The following is an 18,825-nucleotide window of genomic DNA, read 5'->3' on the forward strand; positions in this document are numbered from 1 at the left end:
AGTCGCAAACCGAAGACCTTTTGAACTCGGTCATCGGAACCATCAGAGATTTGCGTAAAGAACTCGAAGACCTCAAAGAACGGGTCCGCGAAACGGATGGTGCAGTGACAGCGCAGGACTCCAAGGCAGTGACGCAGGCCGCGTCGCTCTTGGAGACATGCCAGAAAGTGGAGAACCGCCTTGTCGAATGCCGCACAAAACACGCAGGTATCGCCCACGGGGGCTATGTCCTCGATCTCGAAAGAGCACGGGCTTCGATTGGGTGCAAGCTGGCTCGGCTCCGCTGCCCGCGACCTACAGGACCAATTTCTGAATGACCTATCTGAGGGAGAGCTTCTGGCTCTCCCTTATTTGTTCGAGTTCTGGGCAATGGAGCATCAGTTGCCGCCGGAGGGAGACTGGCGGTCCTGGGTGATCATGGGCGGTCGCGGGGCGGGGAAGACCCGTGCGGGCGCCGAATGGGTGCGTGCGCAGGTGGAAGGCGCGCGACCGATGGACGAGGGGCGGGCGCGACGTGTGGCCCTTGTCGGCGAGACCTTTGATCAGGTCCGCGAAGTGATGATTTTTGGCGACAGCGGGATTCTCGCCTGTTCGCCGCCCGACCGGCGCCCGACGTGGGAAGCCGGACGGAAGAGGCTGGTCTGGCCCAATGGCGCGGTTGCGACCGTGCATTCGGCCTTTGACCCTGAGGGGTTGCGCGGGCCGCAGTTCGATGCCGCCTGGGTGGATGAATTGGCCAAGTGGAAGAAGGCCGAGGCCACGTGGGATATGTTGCAGTTCGCGCTGCGGCTTGGGGAGAAACCGCAGGTTTGCGTCACGACCACGCCGCGGAATGTGGGGGTATTGAAGACCTTGCTGAAATCGCCCTCGACGGTGCTGACGCAAGCGCCGACAGAGGCCAATGCCGCCAATCTGGCCGCGTCGTTCCTCGAAGAGGTGCGGGAGCGCTATAAGGGCACGCGGCTTGGCCGGCAGGAGTTGGATGGCGTTTTGCTGGAAGACGCGGAAGGCGCGCTCTGGACCTCTGCGGGGATTGAGGCCTGCCGGGTGCGCAAACTGCCGGAACTGGACCGGATCGTTGTGGCGCTGGACCCGGCAACGACGGGTGGGTCTGCATCGGATGAATGCGGGATCGTCGTGGCCGGGGTGAAGATGACCGGCCCGCCACAGGATTGGCGAGCCTATGTTCTGGCCGATTGCACGGTGGCGGGGGCCACGCCCGCAGGCTGGGCGCAGGCGGCGATTTCCGCGATGGAACACTACGGCGCGGACCGGCTGGTGGCCGAGGTCAACCAGGGCGGTCAGATGGTGCAGGAGGTTTTGCGGCAGGTGGATCCGCTGGTGCCCTACAAGGGCGTGCATGCCAGCCGGGGCAAGGTGGCGCGTGCGGAGCCTGTGGCCGCGCTCTATGAACAGGGGCGGGTGAAACACATGCCGGAGCTCGACGGGCTTGAGGACCAGATGTGCCGGATGACGGTGCAGGGCTATGAAGGCAAGGGCTCGCCCGACCGGGTCGATGCGCTGGTCTGGGCGCTGCATGAACTGATGATCGAGCCGGTCGCGAAATGGCGCGCCCCGCGCGTACGGTCCCTTTAACGTTTTGGCCACCCTCTGTGGTTGGGCCTTGTCTGCAAGGGTTAACAGCAGCGCACGCTGCCTTTGCATCTTTGAAATCTGAATTCGACAATTATCGAGCAAGCAAGATCAGCCCCGCCACGCAGATCATAGGCGCGGGCGCATTTGGCATGCGGGCGATCACATGAGGAGCAAACGACATGGTTTTTGACTTTCTAAAGCGCGGTGCACCGCTGGACGCTCCGGAGCAGAAAGCGAGCGCCACCGGGCCTGTCGTGGCCTACCAGACCTCGGGCCGCGTGGCCTGGAGCCCGCGCGATGCCGTGTCGCTGACCCGGACGGGGTTTTCCGGCAACCCGGTTGGGTTTCGGTCGGTCAAGCTGATTGCCGAGGCGGCAGCGGCCTTGCCGCTGGTGCTGCAGGACAGTGAGCAGCGCTATGACATGCATCCGCTGATTGATCTGGTGGCGCGGCCCAACCCGATGCAGGGCCGGGCGGAATTGCTCGAAGCGCTTTACGCCCAGCTGCTGCTGACCGGGAATGGTTATGTCGAAGCGGTGGTGAATGAGGAAGCAGCGCCGGTGGAGCTGCATGTTCTGCGGTCGGACCGCATGAGCGTGGTGCCGGGTGCTGACGGCTGGCCGATTGCCTATGAATATGCCGTGGGCGGGCGCAAACATCGTTTTGATGCCAGCGGCGCGCAGGTGCCTGTCTGCCATATCAAGAGTTTTCACCCGCAGGATGACCATTATGGCTTCAGCCCGATGCAGGCGGCGGCCATGGCGCTGGATGTGCACAATTCTGCCAGCCGCTGGTCCAAGGCGCTGCTGGACAATGCGGCGCGTCCGTCGGGGGCGATTGTCTACCGGGGTGCCGAGGGGCAGGGCACCATGGCGCACGACCAGTACGAGCGCCTCGTGAACGAGATGGAGAGCCATCATCAGGGCGCGCGCAATGCGGGCCGTCCGATGCTGCTCGAAGGGGGGCTTGACTGGAAACCGATGGGCTTTTCGCCGTCCGACATGGAGTTCCAGAAGACCAAGGAAGCCGCCGCGCGGGAGATCGCACTGGCCTTTGGTGTGCCGCCCATGCTGCTGGGTATTCAGGGCGACGCGACATACGCCAACTATCAGGAAGCGCACCGCGCTTTCTATCGCCTGACGGTGTTGCCCTTGGCGACACGTGTGACGGCGGCGCTGGCGCAGTGGTTGGCCGGGCATACGGGCGCGCAGCTGATGCTGAAGCCGGATCTGGATCAGGTGCATGCGCTGGCGGCGGAACGCGATGCCCAGTGGAGCCGCGTGGCCAAGGCGGATTTTCTGACCCAGGCCGAAAAGCGCGCGCTTCTGGGGTTGCCAGCGGTGAGCGCCGATGAGTGATCCTGGTTTTGAGCGGTTCGAATGTGCGCCGGGGCTGCGGTTGCAGGCCCACGAGCGGGTCGCCCAAATCCAGCATGACAACCTCATCCGTCGGCTCGACCGGGTCGAGGAGATGATGGAGCGGTTGGAGAAAAGGCTGTGGCTGACCGTTTACGGGATCGTCGCGATGATCCTGGGCCAGGCGCTGCAGTCGGTGCTGGTGGCGGTGCCATGAGCGGGGGAAGGACTACAAACATGAGGAGTGGACCCATGGATATTGAGACAGGGCTGGAGCGCAAGTTCGCCCGATTTGGCGATGCGCTGGCCGTCGAAGACGGTTGCGTGATCAGCGGATATGCCAGCCTTTTCGGCGCGGTGGATCAGGGCAATGACGTGGTTGCGGCGGGGGCTTATGCTGCCTCGCTGTCGACGCTGACGGCCAAGGGCACCAAGGTGAAGATGCTGTGGCAGCACGATCCGACCCTGCCCATCGGGATCTGGGATGAGGTGCGCGAAGATGGCAAGGGCCTCTGGGTGAAGGGGCGTCTGCTCGACAGTGTCGCCAAGGGGCGCGAGGCCGCAGCGCTGATCGAGGCCGGGGCGATCGACGGGCTGTCCATCGGGTATCGCACCCGCAAAGCCACCAAGAATTCCAAGGGCCAACGGCTCTTGACCGAACTGGAGCTTTGGGAGGTGTCACTGGTGACCTTCCCGATGCTGCCCAGTGCGCGGGTTGCGGGCAAGTCGGAGGAGACCGACCTTGACCGTTCCCTGCGCGACATGGCCGCCGTCTTCGCAGGCGCGCGCGCTGATCTGGCGCGCCGCTAACGCGCACCTGTCGTCCGGGTCGCACGAGGGGTTCGTGCGGCTCTCACACTACCACATAGAGGATTTGCCCATGAGCAAGACCGCACCGAAGGCGGCGGGTGGGGAAGGTTTGTCCCCCGCTGAGGATGTCAGGCAGGCCGTGACCGGCTTTGTCACTGATTTCAAAAGCTTCCAAACCGAAATTGAATCGAAACTTCAACAAACAGAAGAGCGACTGACCATGCTGGACCGAAAGACACACACTCCCCAACGCAGCCCTCTTGCAGGCGCTGTCGATGCTGGCGCACCCCATCAGAAGGCCTTTAACGCGTATCTGCGTTCCGGCGATGATGATGGTCTGCGCGGCCTTGAGATGGATGTGAAATCACTCTCGACGGCGGTGAACTCGGACGGCGGCTATCTGGTCGATCCGCAGACGTCGGACACGGTGAAATCGGTTCTGAACGCAACCGCGTCCATCCGATCCATTGCCGCCGTGGTGAATGTCGAGGCGACGTCCTATGACGTTCTGGTGGATCACACCGATGTGGGTGCAGGCTGGGCGACCGAGGCCGGTACCACAACGGAAACGGACACCCCGCAGCTCGACCGCATCACCATTCCGCTGCACGAGCTGAGCGCGCTGCCGAAAGCATCCCAGCGTCTGCTGGATGACAGCGCCTTTGACATCGAGACATGGTTGGCAAGCCGCATCGCAGACAAGTTTGCGCGGGCCGAAGCCGCAGCCTTCGTTAACGGTGACGGTACCGATAAGCCCATGGGCTTTCTGAGCCACGCCTCCGTCGACAACGACGTCTGGACCTGGGGTAACCTCGGCTACGTTCCCACTGGTCAGAATGGCGACGTAAACGCGGATGCGATCATCGACCTGGTCTATGCGCTGGGGGCGGAATACCGCGCCAATGCAACCTTCGTGATGAACTCCAAGACAGCGGGTCTGGTGCGCAAGCTCAAGGACAATGACGGCCGCTTCCTGTGGTCGGATGGTCTGGCAACGGCAGAACCTGCGCGTCTGATGGGCTATCCGGTGCTGATCGCCGAGGACATGCCTGATGCGGCGACGGACGCGAATGCGATTGCCTTTGGCGACTTTGCAAACGGCTACACCATTGCCGAGCGCCCCGATCTGCGTGTTCTGCGTGACCCGTTCAGCGCCAAGCCGCATGTCCTTTTCTATGCGACCAAGCGCGTGGGCGGTGATGTGAGCGACTATGCCGCGATCAAGCTGCTGAAATTCGGCACCTCCTGAAGGATGTGACGATACCGGTGCCGGGGGATGCCCCCTGGTGCCGGGCCGGGTGCGTGCCGGAACGTTTGTGTTGTCTAGCTGCTCCCCTCCGACCGAGCAATGCAGATGGGTGCGCGCCCGGTTCCTGAGTGGTGGAGCACAAGTAATTGGAGACATTCGATGATGTTGATCGAAGAAACGACGGTGCCGGATGCGGCCCTACCAGTCGATGAATTCAAAGCGCATCTGCGGCTGGGCACCAGCTTTGGTCAGGATTCTGCGCAAGACGAGGTATTGAGCGGGTTTTTGCGGGCGGCCATGGCGGCGATTGAATCGCGCACCGGCAAGGTCTTGATGACCCGGCCTTTTAGCTGGTCGCTGACCTTCTGGCGCGATCGGGATTCGCAGATCCTGCCGGTTGCACCGATTTCGGCGCTGACGCGACTGTCGACCATTGCACGCGATGGCAGCGAAACCGAGATTGATGCCACGCAGTACTGGCTGCAGCGCGACAGTCAGCGGCCCCGTTTGCGGTCCGTTGGTGCGTGCCTGCCAGTGATCCCGCAAAACGGGTCGGCCTCCATCGAGTTCGAGGCGGGCTACGGTCCGACGTGGCAGGATCTGCCCGCCGACTTGCGTCAGGCAGTGTTGTTGCTGGCCGCGCATTACTACGAGTATCGCGACGAGACATCCCTGAGCGATGGCTGCATGCCCTTTGGCGTCAGCAGCCTGATCGAACGTTACAAGGTGATGCGCCTCGGGCCGGGAGCGATCCTGTGAAAACGCCTCGTCTGAACCGCCAGCTTGTGCTCGAGGCCCCTCAGCGGATTGAGGATGGCGCGGGCGGATATGTCGAAACCTGGCAGCCGCTCGGGACGCTTTGGGCGCAGGTCACCGAGCGTTCCGGTCGGGAGCTCGCGCAGTCCGGCGCACCAGTTTCGGCCATGAGCTACAAGATCGTCGTCCGGGGTGCGCCCTTCGGAGATGCCAAGCGGCCAAGGCCGGAGCAGCGATTTCGCGAAGGTGAGCGGGTGTTCGTCATCAAGGCCGTGGCTGAGAATGATGCAAATGGCCGGTACATCACCTGCTTTGCAACAGAGGAGAGTACGGTATGAGTTACGCCATGTCGGGCGCGCTTCAGGCCGCCATATACGAGGCCCTCGTTAATGATGCGACCCTTGGCGGATTGATCGGCCGGGATGTCTATGATGCGGTACCCAGTGGTGATTTGCCCGAAACCTACGTGAGTCTCGGGCGGGAGCAGGCGCGTGATGCGTCCGATCAGACCGGTAACGGCGCGCTGCATACGGTCGAGATTTCAGTCTTCACCAAACAGCCCGGATTTACCGGTGCCAAGGCAGTTGCAACAGCGATCTCGGACGCGTTGCAAGACAGTGATCTGGTGCTGAGCCGAGGGCGTCTTGTCTTTCTCAGATTTCAGCGGGCCGAGGCCCGGCGGATCGACTCCAATGCCGGGCGCGAGATCCGGATGCGGTTTCGAGCCCGCGTCGAAGATGAATAACCTTTAGACTTCAAACAGGAGATAACCCATGGGTGCTCAGAACGGAAAAGACCTTTTGGTGAAGGTCGACATGACGGACAGCGGTTCGTTCACCACACTGGCAGGTCTGCGTGCCACGCGGGTCAGTTTCAACGCCGAAACGATTGATATCACCAGCCTGGAGAGCCAGGGCGGGTGGCGCGAGCTGCTGTCCGGTGCGGGAGTGCGGTCGGTGTCGATCAGCGGGTCGGGCGTGTTCCGCGACGCGGATACCGACGAGCGCGCGCGTCAGCTGTTCTTTGACGGCGAGGCGCCGAGCTTTCAGGTCGTGATCCCCGATTTCGGCATTGTCGAGGGGCCGTTCCAGGTGACCTCCATTGAGTACGGGGGCAGCCACAATGGCGAGGCAACTTATGAGTTGTCGTTGGCCAGTGCTGGTTCTCTGAGCTTCACGGCGATCTGATCATGGCAAATCCCTGGAGGGGCGATGTCGCCTTGATCATAGATGGTCAGTCTCATGTGATGCGTCTGACATTGGGGGCGCTGGCAGAGTTGGAGGCCGCGCTGGAGGCGGATTCGCTGATGGCGATGGTCGAGCGTTTTGAAGGCGGGAGTTTCACCAGTCAGGATGTCCTTGCGCTGTTACGCGCGGGGCTGACGGGTGGGAAATGCGGGGTGTCCGATGATGCCCTTTACCATGCACAGATCGAAGGCGGTCCGATCGCAGCAGCAAAGGCAGCGGCAGAGCTTTTGGCGCGGGCCTTCACGGTGCCTGCGGCATGAGCCGGCTGGACTGGCCCGCCCTGATGCGGGTGGGCCTGCGTGGAGTTGGCTTGCATCCGGATGTGTTCTGGGCGCTGACACCTGCCGAATTTCAGTTGATGCTGGGCGATCCGACAAAATCCGGACCGCTGTTGAGCACCGGTTTGGAGGCCCTGATGACGGCCTATCCGGACAAGGACAATAAGGACGATTGCGATGACGGATGAGAGCGGTTTTGAAGATCTGGAAGGGCGCGCGGAGGGGCTAAACGACACGTTGGGCCAGACCAGTGTTCTCGTCTCGGGGTTCGATAGCGAACTGCGGCGGATGAAGACGTCGCTGGAAGCGACGGGGCGCGATATTGCGGCCCTGGAACGCGGCCTGACCCGCGGATTGCGGCGTGCGTTCGATGGAGTCGTTTTCGATGGGGCGAGTCTATCGGACGCGTTGAACACCCTTGCCAACAGCATGGTAGAAACGGCCTATAGCGCCGCCATCAACCCGGTGACAAAGCATGCCGGTGGGCTGTTGGCGCAGGGTGTCGACGGGTTGTTGGGTAGTATTCTGCCCTTTGCAGATGGCGCCCCTTTTAGTCAGGGTCGTGTGATGCCCTTTGCAACCGGTGGGATCGTCAGCGGTGCCACACCTTTTGGCATGCGTGGCGGTATGGGCGTGATGGGTGAGGCCGGTCCGGAGGCCATCATGCCGCTGGCCCGCGGTCCGGACGGCAAACTCGGCGTGCGCGGTGCGGGCGGCGGTGGTCAGACCGTCGTGATGAATATCTCGACCCCCGACGTTCAGGGGTTCCAACGCAGTCAGGGGCAGATCGCTGCCCAGATGACCCGTGCCTTGGGGCGCGGGCAACGCAACCGGTAACGCGAGGGGAGCAGGATTATGCAGTTTCATGAAGTCAGATTTCCAGCCACGCTGAGCTTTGGGTCAGTTGGCGGTCCGGAACGCCGTACGGATGTTGTGACGATCAGCAACGGATATGAAGAGCGCAACTCTCCATGGGCGCATTCGCGCAGGCGGTATGACGCAGGGATGGGCATGCGGTCACTGGATGACGTCGAGACCTTAATCGCCTTCTTCGAGGCGCGTTTCGGCCAGCTTTTCGGGTTTCGCTGGAAGGACTGGTCGGATTATCGTTCGTCCAAGCCGTCGCTGGATATCACCGCTTTCGATCAGGCCTTGGGAACCGGGGATGGCGTGCAAACCGAGTTTGCGCTGCAAAAGACTTACCAGTCGGGCGCCCATGGATACAGCCGCCCAATCAGCAAGCCGGTTGCGGAAACCGTGCGGGTTGGTGTGGGTGGTGTCGAGCTGCAGGAAACCATTGACTACGCGCTCGATCTTACGAGCGGCGCAATCACCTTTGCACAGCCCCCAGTCGCTGGCGCCGATGTCTCCGCAGGGTTTGAGTTTGATGTTCCGGTGCGTTTTGACACCGACCGCATTCAGACCAGTATCGCCAGTTTTCAGGCTGGCGAAGTGCCCAATGTCCCTATTGTGGAGGTACGCATCTGATGTCGCAAATGGATGCAGGATTGCAGGCCCATCTTGAGGGCGGGCTGACCACCGTGGCGCACGCATGGGCTATTGAGCGCAAGGACGGTGTTATACTTGGCTTCACCGATCATGATCGGGAGCTGACTTTCGACGGTATCACCTTTCGCGCGGATACAGGCCTAAGCGCCCTGGCGCTGTCACAGAGCACGGGCCTGTCGGTGGACAACACCGAAGCCCTTGGGGCGCTGAGCGATTTGTCGATCCGCGAGGATGAGATCGAGCAAGGCCGTTTTGACGAGGCTGAGGTGCGCGCTTGGCTGGTGAATTGGAATGACGTATCGCAGCGTTGGCTGCAGTTCCGTGGCACGATTGGTGAACTGCGTCGCGCGGATGGTGGTTTCCAGGCAGAGTTGCGGGGGCTCACCGAATTGCTGAACCGGCCCTTGGGGCGCGTTTACCAGAAGCCGTGTACGGCTGTCTTGGGCGACAGGGCCTGCCGGTTTGATTTGACGGCGCCGGGGTATTCCATCGACTTGCCGATTGAGACGGTGACCCAGGCGCGCGTGTTTCGGTGGGCAGGCTTCGGCGGATTCGATGCAAGCTGGTTTGCGCGGGGGCGGTTGGAAGTTCTGACCGGTTCGGCAAAAGGCCTTTGGGGAATGGTCAAGCAGGACCGGTTCGAAGGCGCTGACCGCGTGATCGAACTTTGGGAGCCGATGCGCAGCCCGCTGGAGGCTGGCACTGTCGTGCGTCTGATCGCCGGATGCGACAAACGCAGCGAAACCTGCCGCGTGAAGTTCGCCAATCTCGCCAACTTCCAAGGCTTTCCGGATGTCCCGGGCGAAGACTGGATGATGGCAGTACCGAAATCCACGGGCGCGAACACCGGTGGGAGCTTGAGATGACACCGCTTCAACAAAATATCGTGACTGAGGCGCGGGACTGGATTGGCACGCCCTATGTCCACCAGTCGGCAGTCAAGGGCGCGGGCACTGATTGCCTTGGGCTATTGCGGGGGATTTGGCGGGTGCTTTACGGCGATGAGCCCGAAAACGTGCCGGCCTATTCCATGGATTGGTCCGAACCACAGGGTGAAGAACGTTTGTGGAATGCTGCACTGCGCCACCTGCACCCGAAAGACCTGAAGGATGAGGCCCCGGGCGACGTCCTGCTTTTCCGCATGCGCAGCAGTGCGGTGGCCAAGCATCTGGGCGTCGTCGGGCGCGTTGGCTCAAACCCGAGTTTCGTTCACGCATATTCGCGCTTTGGTGTGGTGGAGAGCTCTCTCAGCCTGCCGTGGCGCCGCCGGGTGGTTGCTCGGTTTACATTTCCTGAGGAGGCCAGCTGATGGCGACGCTAGTTCTTTCTACTGTAGGCGCTGCGGTTGGCGGTTCCATCGGGGGTACGGTGGCAGGTCTATCGACGGCCGTCATCGGGCGGGCTGTTGGGGCAACCATCGGTCGCGTGATCGATCAGAAACTCCTGGGGCAAGGCTCCGACGTTGTCGAGACGGGCAAGGTCGACCGGTTCCGGATTTCGAGTGTTGGTGAGGGGGAAGCGTTGGCCCAGGTCTATGGACGCATGCGTCTGGGTGGACAGGTGATCTGGGCTTCGGATTTTGCCGAGACCGTCACCGTGGCAGGCGGCGGTGGCGGCGGTAAGGGTGCCCCAAGCCAGCCAAAGTCGCAAACCCGCAGCTATTCCTACTCGGTCAATCTGGCCGTCGCCATTTGCGAGGGTGAAATCACGCGTATCGGACGGATCTGGGCCAATGGCGAAGAAATTGCGCCGGATGACTTGAACATGCGAGTCTACCGTGGCGCGGCTGATCAGTTGCCGGACCCGGTAATTGAGGCAATCGAGGGGACCGGTATGGTTCCGGCCTACCGTGGCACAGCCTACGTGGTTTTTGAGAACCTCTCGCTGGAACGGTTCGGAAATCGGGTGCCTCAGTTTTCCTTTGAGGTATCACGCCCGGAACAGGTTACCGAACCCGATGCGGATCAGGCGCTGACTTATGCAATTAAAAGCGTGGCGGTGATACCCGGCACGGGAGAGTATTCGCTGGCCACGACGCCGGTGCATTACACCAGCGGTCCCGGTAGTCGCTGGAGTGCCAATGTGAACACCCCGGCAGAGAAGACTGATTTTGCAGCATCACTGGAGACTTTGAGCGACGAACTGCCAAATTGTCAGGCGGCATCGCTTGTCGTTTCCTGGTTTGGTAACGATTTGCGCTGCGGAACCTGCGAAGTGCGTCCAAAGGTTGAGAAAAAGCAGTACGAAGGCGAAAATATGCATTGGTCGGTCGCGGGGTTGAACCGGAGTTCAGCCGAGACAATGCCGCTGGAAAACGAACGCCCAATTTATGGAGGGACGCCGACCGATCAATCCGTAGTACAGGCCATTCAGGCGATGCATACGGCGGGCAAGGAAGTGTTGTTTTACCCCTTCATTCTGATGGATCAATTGAGCGACAATGTCCTGCCGAACCCTTATACGCCGGAAGAATCGCAACCACGGCTGCCATGGCGTGGACGGATTACGCTCTCTGTGGCACCTGGCGTCGCGGGATCGCCTGATGGGACTGCAGGCGCAGATGCGGAAGTCGAGGCGTTCTTCGGAACAGCGAAGGCTGCCGATTTTTCAACCTCCGGAAAATCTGTTGTGTACAGCGGACCTCAAGAGTGGTCGTTTTCCCGGTTTATCCTGCATTATGCGGCGCTCTGCAAAGCTGCAGGAGGGGTCGAAGCGTTTTGTATCGGCACCGAGATGCGCGGCCTAACGCAAATCAGAGGATCGGGAAATCGCTTTGTTGCCGTTGAGCGCTTGCAAGCACTCGCCGCCGACGTGCGCAGTATTCTCGGCCCTGATGTCAAAATCAGTTATGCTGCGGATTGGAGCGAGTACTTTGGCTACCAGCCGCAGGATGGGTCGAATGATCGGTATTTTCATCTCGACCCGCTGTGGGCGGATCCCAACATCGATTTTATCGGTATCGACAACTACATGCCGATGTCGGACTGGCGCGAGGGGGATGACCACCTCGATGCCGATGTCGGGTCCATTTATGATCTCGATTACCTGCGCAGCAATATCGCCGGGGGGGAAGGGTATGATTGGTATTATGCGTCGGATGAGGATGCGGCAGCCCAGATCCGAACGCCCATTGAGGACGGTGCGCACAACGAGCCATGGGTTTATCGGTACAAGGATATCAAAAACTGGTGGTCAAACGAACATTACGAGCGCATTGCAGGGATTAGGGCTGCCACAGCGACCCCCTGGGTGCCGAACTCCAAGCCGATCTGGTTTACTGAAATGGGCTGTGCATCGGTTGATAAAGGCACAAATCAGCCCAATAAGTTCCTGGATATGAAATCCTCAGAAAGCAGCCTGCCGAAGTTCTCGAACGGAGCGCGGGACGATTTTGTTCAGGCACAGTACCTGCGTGCGATGGTGACATTCTGGGGCGATGAGACCAATAACCCGGTTTCCGCCACCTACGGTGGGCCAATGGTAGACATGGATCGCGCCTTTGTCTGGGCATGGGACGCGCGCCCGTATCCCTATTTCCCCAATAATTCAGCGCTTTGGAGCGATTCGGAAAACTACGCGCGCGGCCATTGGATTAATGGAAGAACGTCAGCGCGGTCTCTGGCGTCTGTCGTAAGCGAGATTTGTCATAAGGCCGGTGTCGTAGATTTCGACACGAGTCAGCTTTACGGAAATGTCCGTGGGTACCTGGTCAACGACGTGAACGATGCACGTGCGTCACTGCAGCCTCTGATGCTGCGCTATTCCTTTGATGCTGTGGAGCGTGATGGCCAGTTGGTTTTCCGCATGCGGAACGGTCAGAACCCTGTGCCGCTGGATCGGAGTATTCTGGCGCTGAGTGATGAGCTGGACGGGACCGTTGAACAATCGCGCTCGGCACAGGCCGAGATGGCAGGACGTGTAAGGTTGCGTTTCGTTCAGGCCGATGCCGATTTCGATGTGCTTGCCGAAGAGGCTGTCTTGGCGGACGAGCGCACGCATTCTGTCTCCACCTCTGAAGTCCCGATTGCCCTGACCCGCGGAGAGGGGCGGCAAACTGCCGAACGGTGGTTGACCGAAGCGCGCATCGCCCGCGATGCGATACGCTTTGCCCTGCCGCCCTCCTGCCTGACCATGGGGGCGGGCGATGTCATTGAATTGCAGGCCGATCAATCGGAAGGGCGAGCCTTGTACCGCATAGACCGGGTTGAACAGGGGATGCTGCAGATCGTTGAAGCCATTCGGATTGAGCCGGATGTCTATACGTCGGCTGAAATGATCGATGATATGCCCAGCCCCAAGGCTTTTGTACCGCCGGTACCGGTTTCACCACTATTTATGGACCTGCCTTTGATCACTGGAGACGAAACACCGCACGCCCCCCATGTCGCGGTGACTGCACAACCCTGGCAAGGGTCCGTCGCGATCTATCAGTCTCCGAGTGATAGCGATTTCAGGCTCGCGAGCCAGATCTCTGCGCGCTCAATCATAGGCACCACACAGTCAGATATGTTTGCAGCGCCTGCCAGCCTTTTGGATCGGGGCGCACCTCTTGAAGTCAAGCTCATCAGTGGAACTCTGAGTTCAGTTGATGTTCAGGCGATGCTGAGTGGTGCCAATCTGGCCGCCATTGGAGATGGTACACCGGACAATTGGGAAGTTTTTCAGTTTGCGGATGCGGAACTAGTGGACAAGGATACCTACCGCCTCTCCCGCAGATTGCGAGGACAGGTCGGCAGTGACGGTCTGATGCCGGATGTCTGGCCAACAGGTTCTTGGTTCGTCTTGCTGAACGGCTTTCCGGAGCAACTGGAGATCAGCCGGAATTTACGGCGCGTGGAACAGACCTATCGTATAGGTCCAGCGCGTCGTCCTGTGGATGATATTTCCTATGTTCAGGAGGCGCATGCCTTCAACGGAAACGGCGAACGGCCTTACGCGCCGGTACATCTGCGAACACACCGTACCTCGGATGGGAGTGTCGCCGCGACCTGGGTGCGTCGCACGCGATTGGATGGCGATGGATGGGATGTACCGGAAGTACCTTTGGCCGAAGAAGGCGAAACCTACTCGGTTCGCGTGCGGCAAGGCGAAGCCATATTGCGGGATGCAATCGTTCACTCTCCGGAATGGACGTATGCGCACGCCGATCAGTTGGCGGATGGCGCCGTTGGGACAGTTGTCGTGGAGGTTGCGCAGGTTTCCGCTGTTTTTGGAACCGGATTGTCGCGGCAAAGAGAGATCACACTTTGAGGACTTGTTGCGCAGTGAGGCACGTAGAGAATGACGCTACATGGTATTCTATTGTCACGTAAGCTGTGTTTGTCACAGGCGCTGATTGATCCATTCAAAACTGGAATAGAATACATCACAGGTTTGCGTTTGGTTTTTGCTTACTAGATAAAGTAAGTAAGAACCGGTGCAAAAGGATGATGGCAATGGCTGAACTAAAACCAAAGATCACCCAGGTCGATCCGGCGTGGGATCAGATATGTGCCGAAGCGCGGCAGGCTGCATTGGACGAACCCCTGATGGGGGGATTTCTGCACGCTTGTATCCTGCATCATAAAAGCATCGAAAAAGCGCTGTCTTACCGTATTGCGGCGAAGTTGGCGTCGAATGAGATGTCCATGGTTGTGGTGCGCGAGATGGTCGAAGACGCTTACGCGAGCGATCCGACTCTTGTTCAAGCTGCCCGTGCGGACCTCGCCGCGATTTACGAACGTGACCCGGCCTGCCATCGCCTCTTGCAGCCCATCCTCTATTTCAAAGGATATCAGGCGATGCAGGCCTATCGCGTCGGCCATCACCTCTGGTCAAAGGGCCATCGCGATTTGGCCTATTTTGTTCAGATGCGTGTCTCAGAGATTTTTGGCGTGGACATTCACCCGGCGGCGCGCATCGGCAAGGGCATCATGATCGACCATGCGCATTCGATCGTGATCGGCGAAACAGCGGTGGTGGGCGACAACGTCTCGATGCTGCATTCCGTGACGCTGGGCGGCACGGGCAAAGAGGAAGAAGATCGTCATCCCAAGATCGGAAACGGCGTGTTGATCGGGGCCGGTGCAAAGGTGCTTGGGAACATCAAGGTCGGGCATTGCAGCCGTATCGCTGCAGGTTCGGTCGTTCTCGAAGAGGTTCCAGCCTGCAAGACGGTCGCCGGTATTCCTGCAAGGATCGTGGGCGAAGCCGGATGTGATCAACCATCGATTTCCATGAACCACATGTTTGGTCCGGACAATCAGTAGCTGAACGACAAAATGCAAAAGGCCGAGTGTTTTGCACCCGGCCTTTTTTGCGTTTGCGCTGCGGTTACGCGAGCATTGTCATCGGGTTCTCGAGGTTTTCCTTGATTGCCTGCAACAATTTCGCACCCAATGCGCCGTCGATGACGCGGTGATCGACAGAAAGCGTGACGGACATGACCGTCGCCACCGCGAGTTCTCCGTCTTTTCCAACGATCGGTTTTTTCGCGCCCGCCCCGACCGCCAGAATGGCGCCATGTGGAGGGTTGATAACCGCGTCAAAGTTGTCAATGCCGAACATCCCGAGGTTCGAGATGGCAAAGCTGCCGCCCTGATACTCATGGGGCGCGAGCTTCCGATCCCGGGCACGCCCGGCGAGATCTTTCATTTCTGCTGACAGCGCGGAGAGCGATTTCATCTCGGCGTCTTTCAGGACAGGTGTGAACAGCCCGCCTTCAATGGCAACGGCGACGGCAACGTCGGAGGGTTTCAGCTTTAGCATTCTGTCACCAGCCCAAACGGCATTTGCGTCCGGCACGGATTGCAGCGCCAGGGCGCAGGCCTTGATGATGAAATCGTTGACGGAGAGCTTCACGCTGCGGCTTTCAAGCTGCTTGTTCAGCTCGCCCCGGAATTTCAGCAGCGCATCCAGTTCTATGTCACGGCGCAGGTAGAAGTGCGGGATCGACTGCTTGGCTTCGGTCAGACGCGCAGCAATGGTCTTGCGCATGCCGTTGAGGCTGATTTCCTCGTAGTCGCGTCCGTCGTACATCGCCATGACCGCATCCGCCGCCGGGCCGGTGGCCGGTGCCGCAGCTGCAGGAGCCGCTGCCGGGGTACTTGCTGCTGCCGGTTTGGGGGTCGCACTGGCGCCCTCGACGTCCGCTTTTATGATCCGACCATGCGGGCCGGAACCTTTGATATCCGCGAGGTTCAGACCCTTGTCAGCCGCAATCCGACGTGCCAGCGGAGAGGCGAAGATCCGGGTGCCATCTGCGGCCTGTGGGGCAGGGGTACTGCCTGCTGCCGGAATGGCGGGCGCCTCGGAGGCCGCAGGGGCCGCCTCGTTGCCCGCGTCGGCGGCTTGTGCCGCCTCCGGCGCTGCTGTCTTGATGTCATCGGCACTTTCACCGTCTTCCAGCAGGACAGCGATAGGGGTGTTCACTTTCACCCCTTCGGTGCCTTCGGCCACGAGGATCTTGCCGATGGTGCCTTCATCGACGGCTTCGAATTCCATCGTCGCCTTGTCGGTTTCGATCTCGGCCATGATGTCGCCGGAGGAGACGGTATCGCCCTCCTTGACCAGCCATTTGGCCAGCGTGCCTTCTTCCATGGTTGGGCTCAGAGCGGGCATGAGAATTTCTATCGGCATCTGACGCGCTCCTTATTTATATGTGACTTGTTTCACGGCGGCGACGACCTCGTCGGTGGTCACAAGCGCGAGTTTTTCAAGGTTCGCCGCATAGGGCATGGGCACATCCTTGCCGGTACAGTTGATCACCGGCGCATCGAGATAGTCAAACGCCTCCTGCATGATCACGCTTGAGATGTAGTTGCCGACAGAGCCTTGCGGCCAGCCTTCTTCAACCGTTACGCAGCGGTTCGTCTTCATCACCGATTTGATGATGCTGCCGGTGTCCATCGGGCGCAGGGTACGCAGATCGATGACCTCGGCGGATATGCCTTCCTCGGCCAGTTGATCCGCGGCGGCCAGCGCGTAACTCATTCCGATGCCAAAGCTGACGATGGTCACGTCCGAGCCTTCGCGCCAGATGCGCGCTTTGCCAAACGGTACCGTATAGTCATCGAGGTCAGGGACGTCGAAACTGCGCCCGTAGAGGATTTCGTTTTCAAGGAAAATCACCGGGTTGGGATCGCGGATCGCGGTTTTCATCAAGCCCTTGTAGTCGGAGGCGGAGTAGGGCATCGCGACCTTCAGGCCCGGCACTTGCATGTACCAGGCGGCGTAGTCCTGGCTGTGCTGCGCACCCACGCGGGCGGCGGCACCGTTGGGGCCACGGAAGACCATGGGCGCACCCATCTGACCGCCAGACATGTAGAGAGTTTTTGCGGCGGAGTTGATGATCTGGTCGATGGCCTGCATTGCGAAGTTGAAGGTCATGAACTCGACAATTGGGCGGAGACCACCGAAGGCTGCACCTGTGGCGATCCCGGCAAAGCCATGTTCGGTGATCGGCGTGTCGATCACGCGTTTGGCGCCGAATTCGTCGAGCATACCCTGGCTGATCTTGTAGGCGCCCTGGTATTCGGCGACCTCTTCACCCATCAGGAAGACAGAGTCGTCGCGGCGCATCTCTTCGGCCATGCCATCGCGCAGCGCCTCGCGTACGGTTTGCTGTTTCAGCGTGGTGCCTTCCGGCCAGTCGGGCGTGCTGTCTGTTTGGGGCGCTGCAGGGGCAGGGGCGGGCGCCTCGGAGGCCGCCGGGGCCGCCTCGTTGCCCGCGTCGGCGGCAGGGGCCGCCTCCGGCGCTGCTGTCTTGATGTCATCGGCACTTTCACCGTCTTCCAGCAGGACAGCAATAGGGGTGTTCACTTTCACCCCTTCGGTGCCTTCGGCCACGAGGATCTTGCCGATGGTGCCTTCATCAACGGCTTCGAATTCCATCGTCGCCTTGTCGGTTTCGATCTCGGCCATGATGTCGCCGGAGGAGACCGTGTCGCCCTCCTTGACCAGCCATTTGGCCAGCGTGCCTTCTTCCATGGTTGGGCTCAGAGCGGGCATGAGAATTTCTGTTGCCATGGATCAAGCCTCCTGCGGAACTTCTGTGGCGTAAATATCGGTCCAGAGCTCTTCAACAGCCGGCTCCGGTGAGGTCTTGGCGAACTCGGCGCTTTCGTTCACGATTTCCTTGATCTCCTTGTCGATCGCTTTGAGATCCTCCTCGCTGGCATGTTTGCCGGTGAGTAGAAGCGAGCGCACCTGCTCGATCGGGTCGCGTTCGTCGCGCATTTTCTGCACTTCTTCGCGGGTCCGGTATTTGGCCGGGTCCGACATGGAGTGGCCCCGGTAGCGGTAGGTCTTGATCTCAAGAATGTAGGGGCCGTCGCCCGAGCGGCAGTGGGCCACGGCTTTTTCACCGGCCTCTTTTACAGCCAGTACGTCCATGCCATCCACGGCCTCGCCGGGAATGCCGAAGGATTTGCCGCGCTCGTAAATTTCCGCGGAGGAGGTGGAGCGTTGTTGGGACGTGCCCATGGCGTATTGATTGTTTTCGATTACAAAGACACAGGGCAGTTTCCAGAGGGCCGCCATGTTGAAGGCCTCATACACCTGCCCCTGATTGGCTGCGCCATCGCCGAAGTAGGTGAAGGTGACCCGACCGTTTTCCTTGTACTTGTCGGCAAATGCCAGTCCCGCGCCCAGCGGTACCTGCGCGGCGACGATGCCGTGGCCGCCATAGAAATGCTTCTCCTTGGAGAACATATGCATCGAGCCGCCCTTACCCTTGGAATAGCCACCTTCGCGACCCGTCAACTCGGCCATCACGCCGTTGGGGTCCATGCCGCAGGCCAGCATATGGCCGTGGTCGCGGTAGGAGGTGATGCGCTTGTCACCCTCTTCGGCGGCGGCCTCAAGGCCCACCACAACCGCTTCCTGACCGATGTAGAGGTGGCAGAAGCCCCCAATCAGACCCATGCCGTAGAGCTGGCCTGCTTTTTCCTCGAACCGCCGGATCAGCAGCATATCGCGGTAATAGGCTTTGAGCTCTTCCGCAGAAACATTTGGTTTTTTGGTGGATTTTCGCGGTGCCATCTGAG

General features: G+C 60.2%; 20 protein-coding genes. 17 read left to right on the forward strand and 3 right to left on the reverse strand.

The window, feature by feature from the left end:
- Positions 1-369 precede the first annotated feature (369 nt).
- The 17 genes from Q1A52_RS10910 (at position 370) to cysE (ending at position 15,048) form a co-directional block, all read left to right on the forward strand.
- Positions 370-1,596, forward strand: a complete 1,227-nt coding sequence (locus Q1A52_RS10910) for a terminase family protein (RefSeq protein WP_366523778.1) — start codon at positions 370-372, stop codon at positions 1,594-1,596.
- Between the two features lie 179 nt (positions 1,597-1,775).
- Complete coding sequence (locus Q1A52_RS10915; RefSeq protein WP_300014740.1) at positions 1,776-2,954, forward strand: phage portal protein; 1,179 nt, start codon at positions 1,776-1,778, stop codon at positions 2,952-2,954.
- The gene (locus Q1A52_RS10920) at positions 2,947-3,168 is read left to right on the forward strand and encodes a hypothetical protein (protein WP_195822524.1); all 222 of its coding nucleotides are present in this window, start codon (positions 2,947-2,949) and stop codon (positions 3,166-3,168) included. The genes Q1A52_RS10915 and Q1A52_RS10920 overlap by 8 nt, the downstream gene beginning before the upstream one ends.
- A gap of 35 nt (positions 3,169-3,203) precedes the next feature.
- Positions 3,204-3,761, forward strand: coding sequence for an HK97 family phage prohead protease (locus Q1A52_RS10925; protein ID WP_300014744.1), 558 nt, complete (start codon positions 3,204-3,206; stop codon positions 3,759-3,761).
- A gap of 70 nt (positions 3,762-3,831) precedes the next feature.
- Positions 3,832-5,010 carry a phage major capsid protein gene (locus Q1A52_RS10930; RefSeq protein ID WP_300014747.1) on the forward strand — a complete coding sequence of 393 codons (1,179 nt, stop codon included), beginning with the start codon at positions 3,832-3,834 and terminating at the stop codon, positions 5,008-5,010.
- 159 nt (positions 5,011-5,169) lie between these two features.
- Positions 5,170-5,769 (forward strand): head-tail connector protein, encoded by a 600-nt coding sequence (locus Q1A52_RS10935; RefSeq protein ID WP_300014750.1) that lies wholly within the window; start codon positions 5,170-5,172, stop codon positions 5,767-5,769.
- Positions 5,766-6,104, forward strand: a complete 339-nt coding sequence (locus Q1A52_RS10940; RefSeq protein WP_300014754.1) for a phage head closure protein — start codon at positions 5,766-5,768, stop codon at positions 6,102-6,104. The genes Q1A52_RS10935 and Q1A52_RS10940 overlap by 4 nt, the downstream gene beginning before the upstream one ends.
- Entirely contained in the window at positions 6,101-6,511 is a 411-nt protein-coding gene (locus Q1A52_RS10945; protein WP_300014757.1) for a DUF3168 domain-containing protein, read from the forward strand. Before Q1A52_RS10940 ends, Q1A52_RS10945 begins: the two co-directional genes overlap by 4 nt.
- Positions 6,512-6,539: 28 nt before the next feature.
- Complete coding sequence (locus Q1A52_RS10950; RefSeq protein ID WP_299962085.1) at positions 6,540-6,953, forward strand: phage major tail protein, TP901-1 family; 414 nt, start codon at positions 6,540-6,542, stop codon at positions 6,951-6,953.
- A gap of 2 nt (positions 6,954-6,955) precedes the next feature.
- On the forward strand, positions 6,956-7,273 hold the full coding sequence (locus Q1A52_RS10955; RefSeq protein WP_300014761.1) for a gene transfer agent family protein: 318 nt from the start codon (positions 6,956-6,958) through the stop codon (positions 7,271-7,273).
- Positions 7,270-7,479: a rcc01693 family protein gene (locus Q1A52_RS10960; protein ID WP_300014764.1), complete on the forward strand. Its 210-nt coding sequence runs from the start codon at positions 7,270-7,272 to the stop codon at positions 7,477-7,479. The genes Q1A52_RS10955 and Q1A52_RS10960 overlap by 4 nt, the downstream gene beginning before the upstream one ends.
- On the forward strand, positions 7,469-8,128 hold the full coding sequence (locus Q1A52_RS10965; protein ID WP_300014767.1) for a phage tail tape measure protein: 660 nt from the start codon (positions 7,469-7,471) through the stop codon (positions 8,126-8,128). The genes Q1A52_RS10960 and Q1A52_RS10965 overlap by 11 nt, the downstream gene beginning before the upstream one ends.
- Positions 8,129-8,146: 18 nt before the next feature.
- Complete coding sequence (locus Q1A52_RS10970) at positions 8,147-8,779, forward strand: DUF2460 domain-containing protein (RefSeq protein WP_300014770.1); 633 nt, start codon at positions 8,147-8,149, stop codon at positions 8,777-8,779.
- Positions 8,779-9,666, forward strand: coding sequence for a DUF2163 domain-containing protein (locus Q1A52_RS10975; protein ID WP_300014773.1), 888 nt, complete (start codon positions 8,779-8,781; stop codon positions 9,664-9,666). Before Q1A52_RS10970 ends, Q1A52_RS10975 begins: the two co-directional genes overlap by 1 nt.
- Positions 9,663-10,109 carry a peptidase gene (locus Q1A52_RS10980; protein WP_300014776.1) on the forward strand — a complete coding sequence of 149 codons (447 nt, stop codon included), beginning with the start codon at positions 9,663-9,665 and terminating at the stop codon, positions 10,107-10,109. Before Q1A52_RS10975 ends, Q1A52_RS10980 begins: the two co-directional genes overlap by 4 nt.
- The gene (locus Q1A52_RS10985; RefSeq protein WP_300014779.1) at positions 10,109-14,050 is read left to right on the forward strand and encodes a glycoside hydrolase TIM-barrel-like domain-containing protein; all 3,942 of its coding nucleotides are present in this window, start codon (positions 10,109-10,111) and stop codon (positions 14,048-14,050) included. The genes Q1A52_RS10980 and Q1A52_RS10985 overlap by 1 nt, the downstream gene beginning before the upstream one ends.
- A gap of 185 nt (positions 14,051-14,235) precedes the next feature.
- Complete coding sequence (cysE, locus tag Q1A52_RS10990) at positions 14,236-15,048, forward strand: serine O-acetyltransferase (protein WP_299776708.1); 813 nt, start codon at positions 14,236-14,238, stop codon at positions 15,046-15,048.
- 64 nt (positions 15,049-15,112) lie between these two features.
- Here the strand turns inward: cysE and Q1A52_RS10995 are convergent, their stop codons facing one another.
- The 3 genes from Q1A52_RS10995 to pdhA are packed head-to-tail and all read right to left on the reverse strand — an operon-like array spanning position 15,113 to position 18,820.
- Positions 15,113-16,417, reverse strand: a complete 1,305-nt coding sequence (locus Q1A52_RS10995; RefSeq protein ID WP_300014782.1) for a pyruvate dehydrogenase complex dihydrolipoamide acetyltransferase — start codon at positions 16,415-16,417, stop codon at positions 15,113-15,115.
- 12 nt (positions 16,418-16,429) lie between these two features.
- Complete coding sequence (locus Q1A52_RS11000; RefSeq protein ID WP_300014785.1) at positions 16,430-17,806, reverse strand: pyruvate dehydrogenase complex E1 component subunit beta; 1,377 nt, start codon at positions 17,804-17,806, stop codon at positions 16,430-16,432.
- Positions 17,807-17,809: 3 nt separating this feature from the next.
- Positions 17,810-18,820, reverse strand: a complete 1,011-nt coding sequence (pdhA, locus tag Q1A52_RS11005; protein WP_300014788.1) for a pyruvate dehydrogenase (acetyl-transferring) E1 component subunit alpha — start codon at positions 18,818-18,820, stop codon at positions 17,810-17,812.
- Between the last annotated feature and the right edge of the window lie 5 nt (positions 18,821-18,825).

It is taken from the genome of uncultured Roseobacter sp., from assembly GCF_947488185.1.
Taxonomy (GTDB): domain Bacteria; phylum Pseudomonadota; class Alphaproteobacteria; order Rhodobacterales; family Rhodobacteraceae; genus Roseobacter.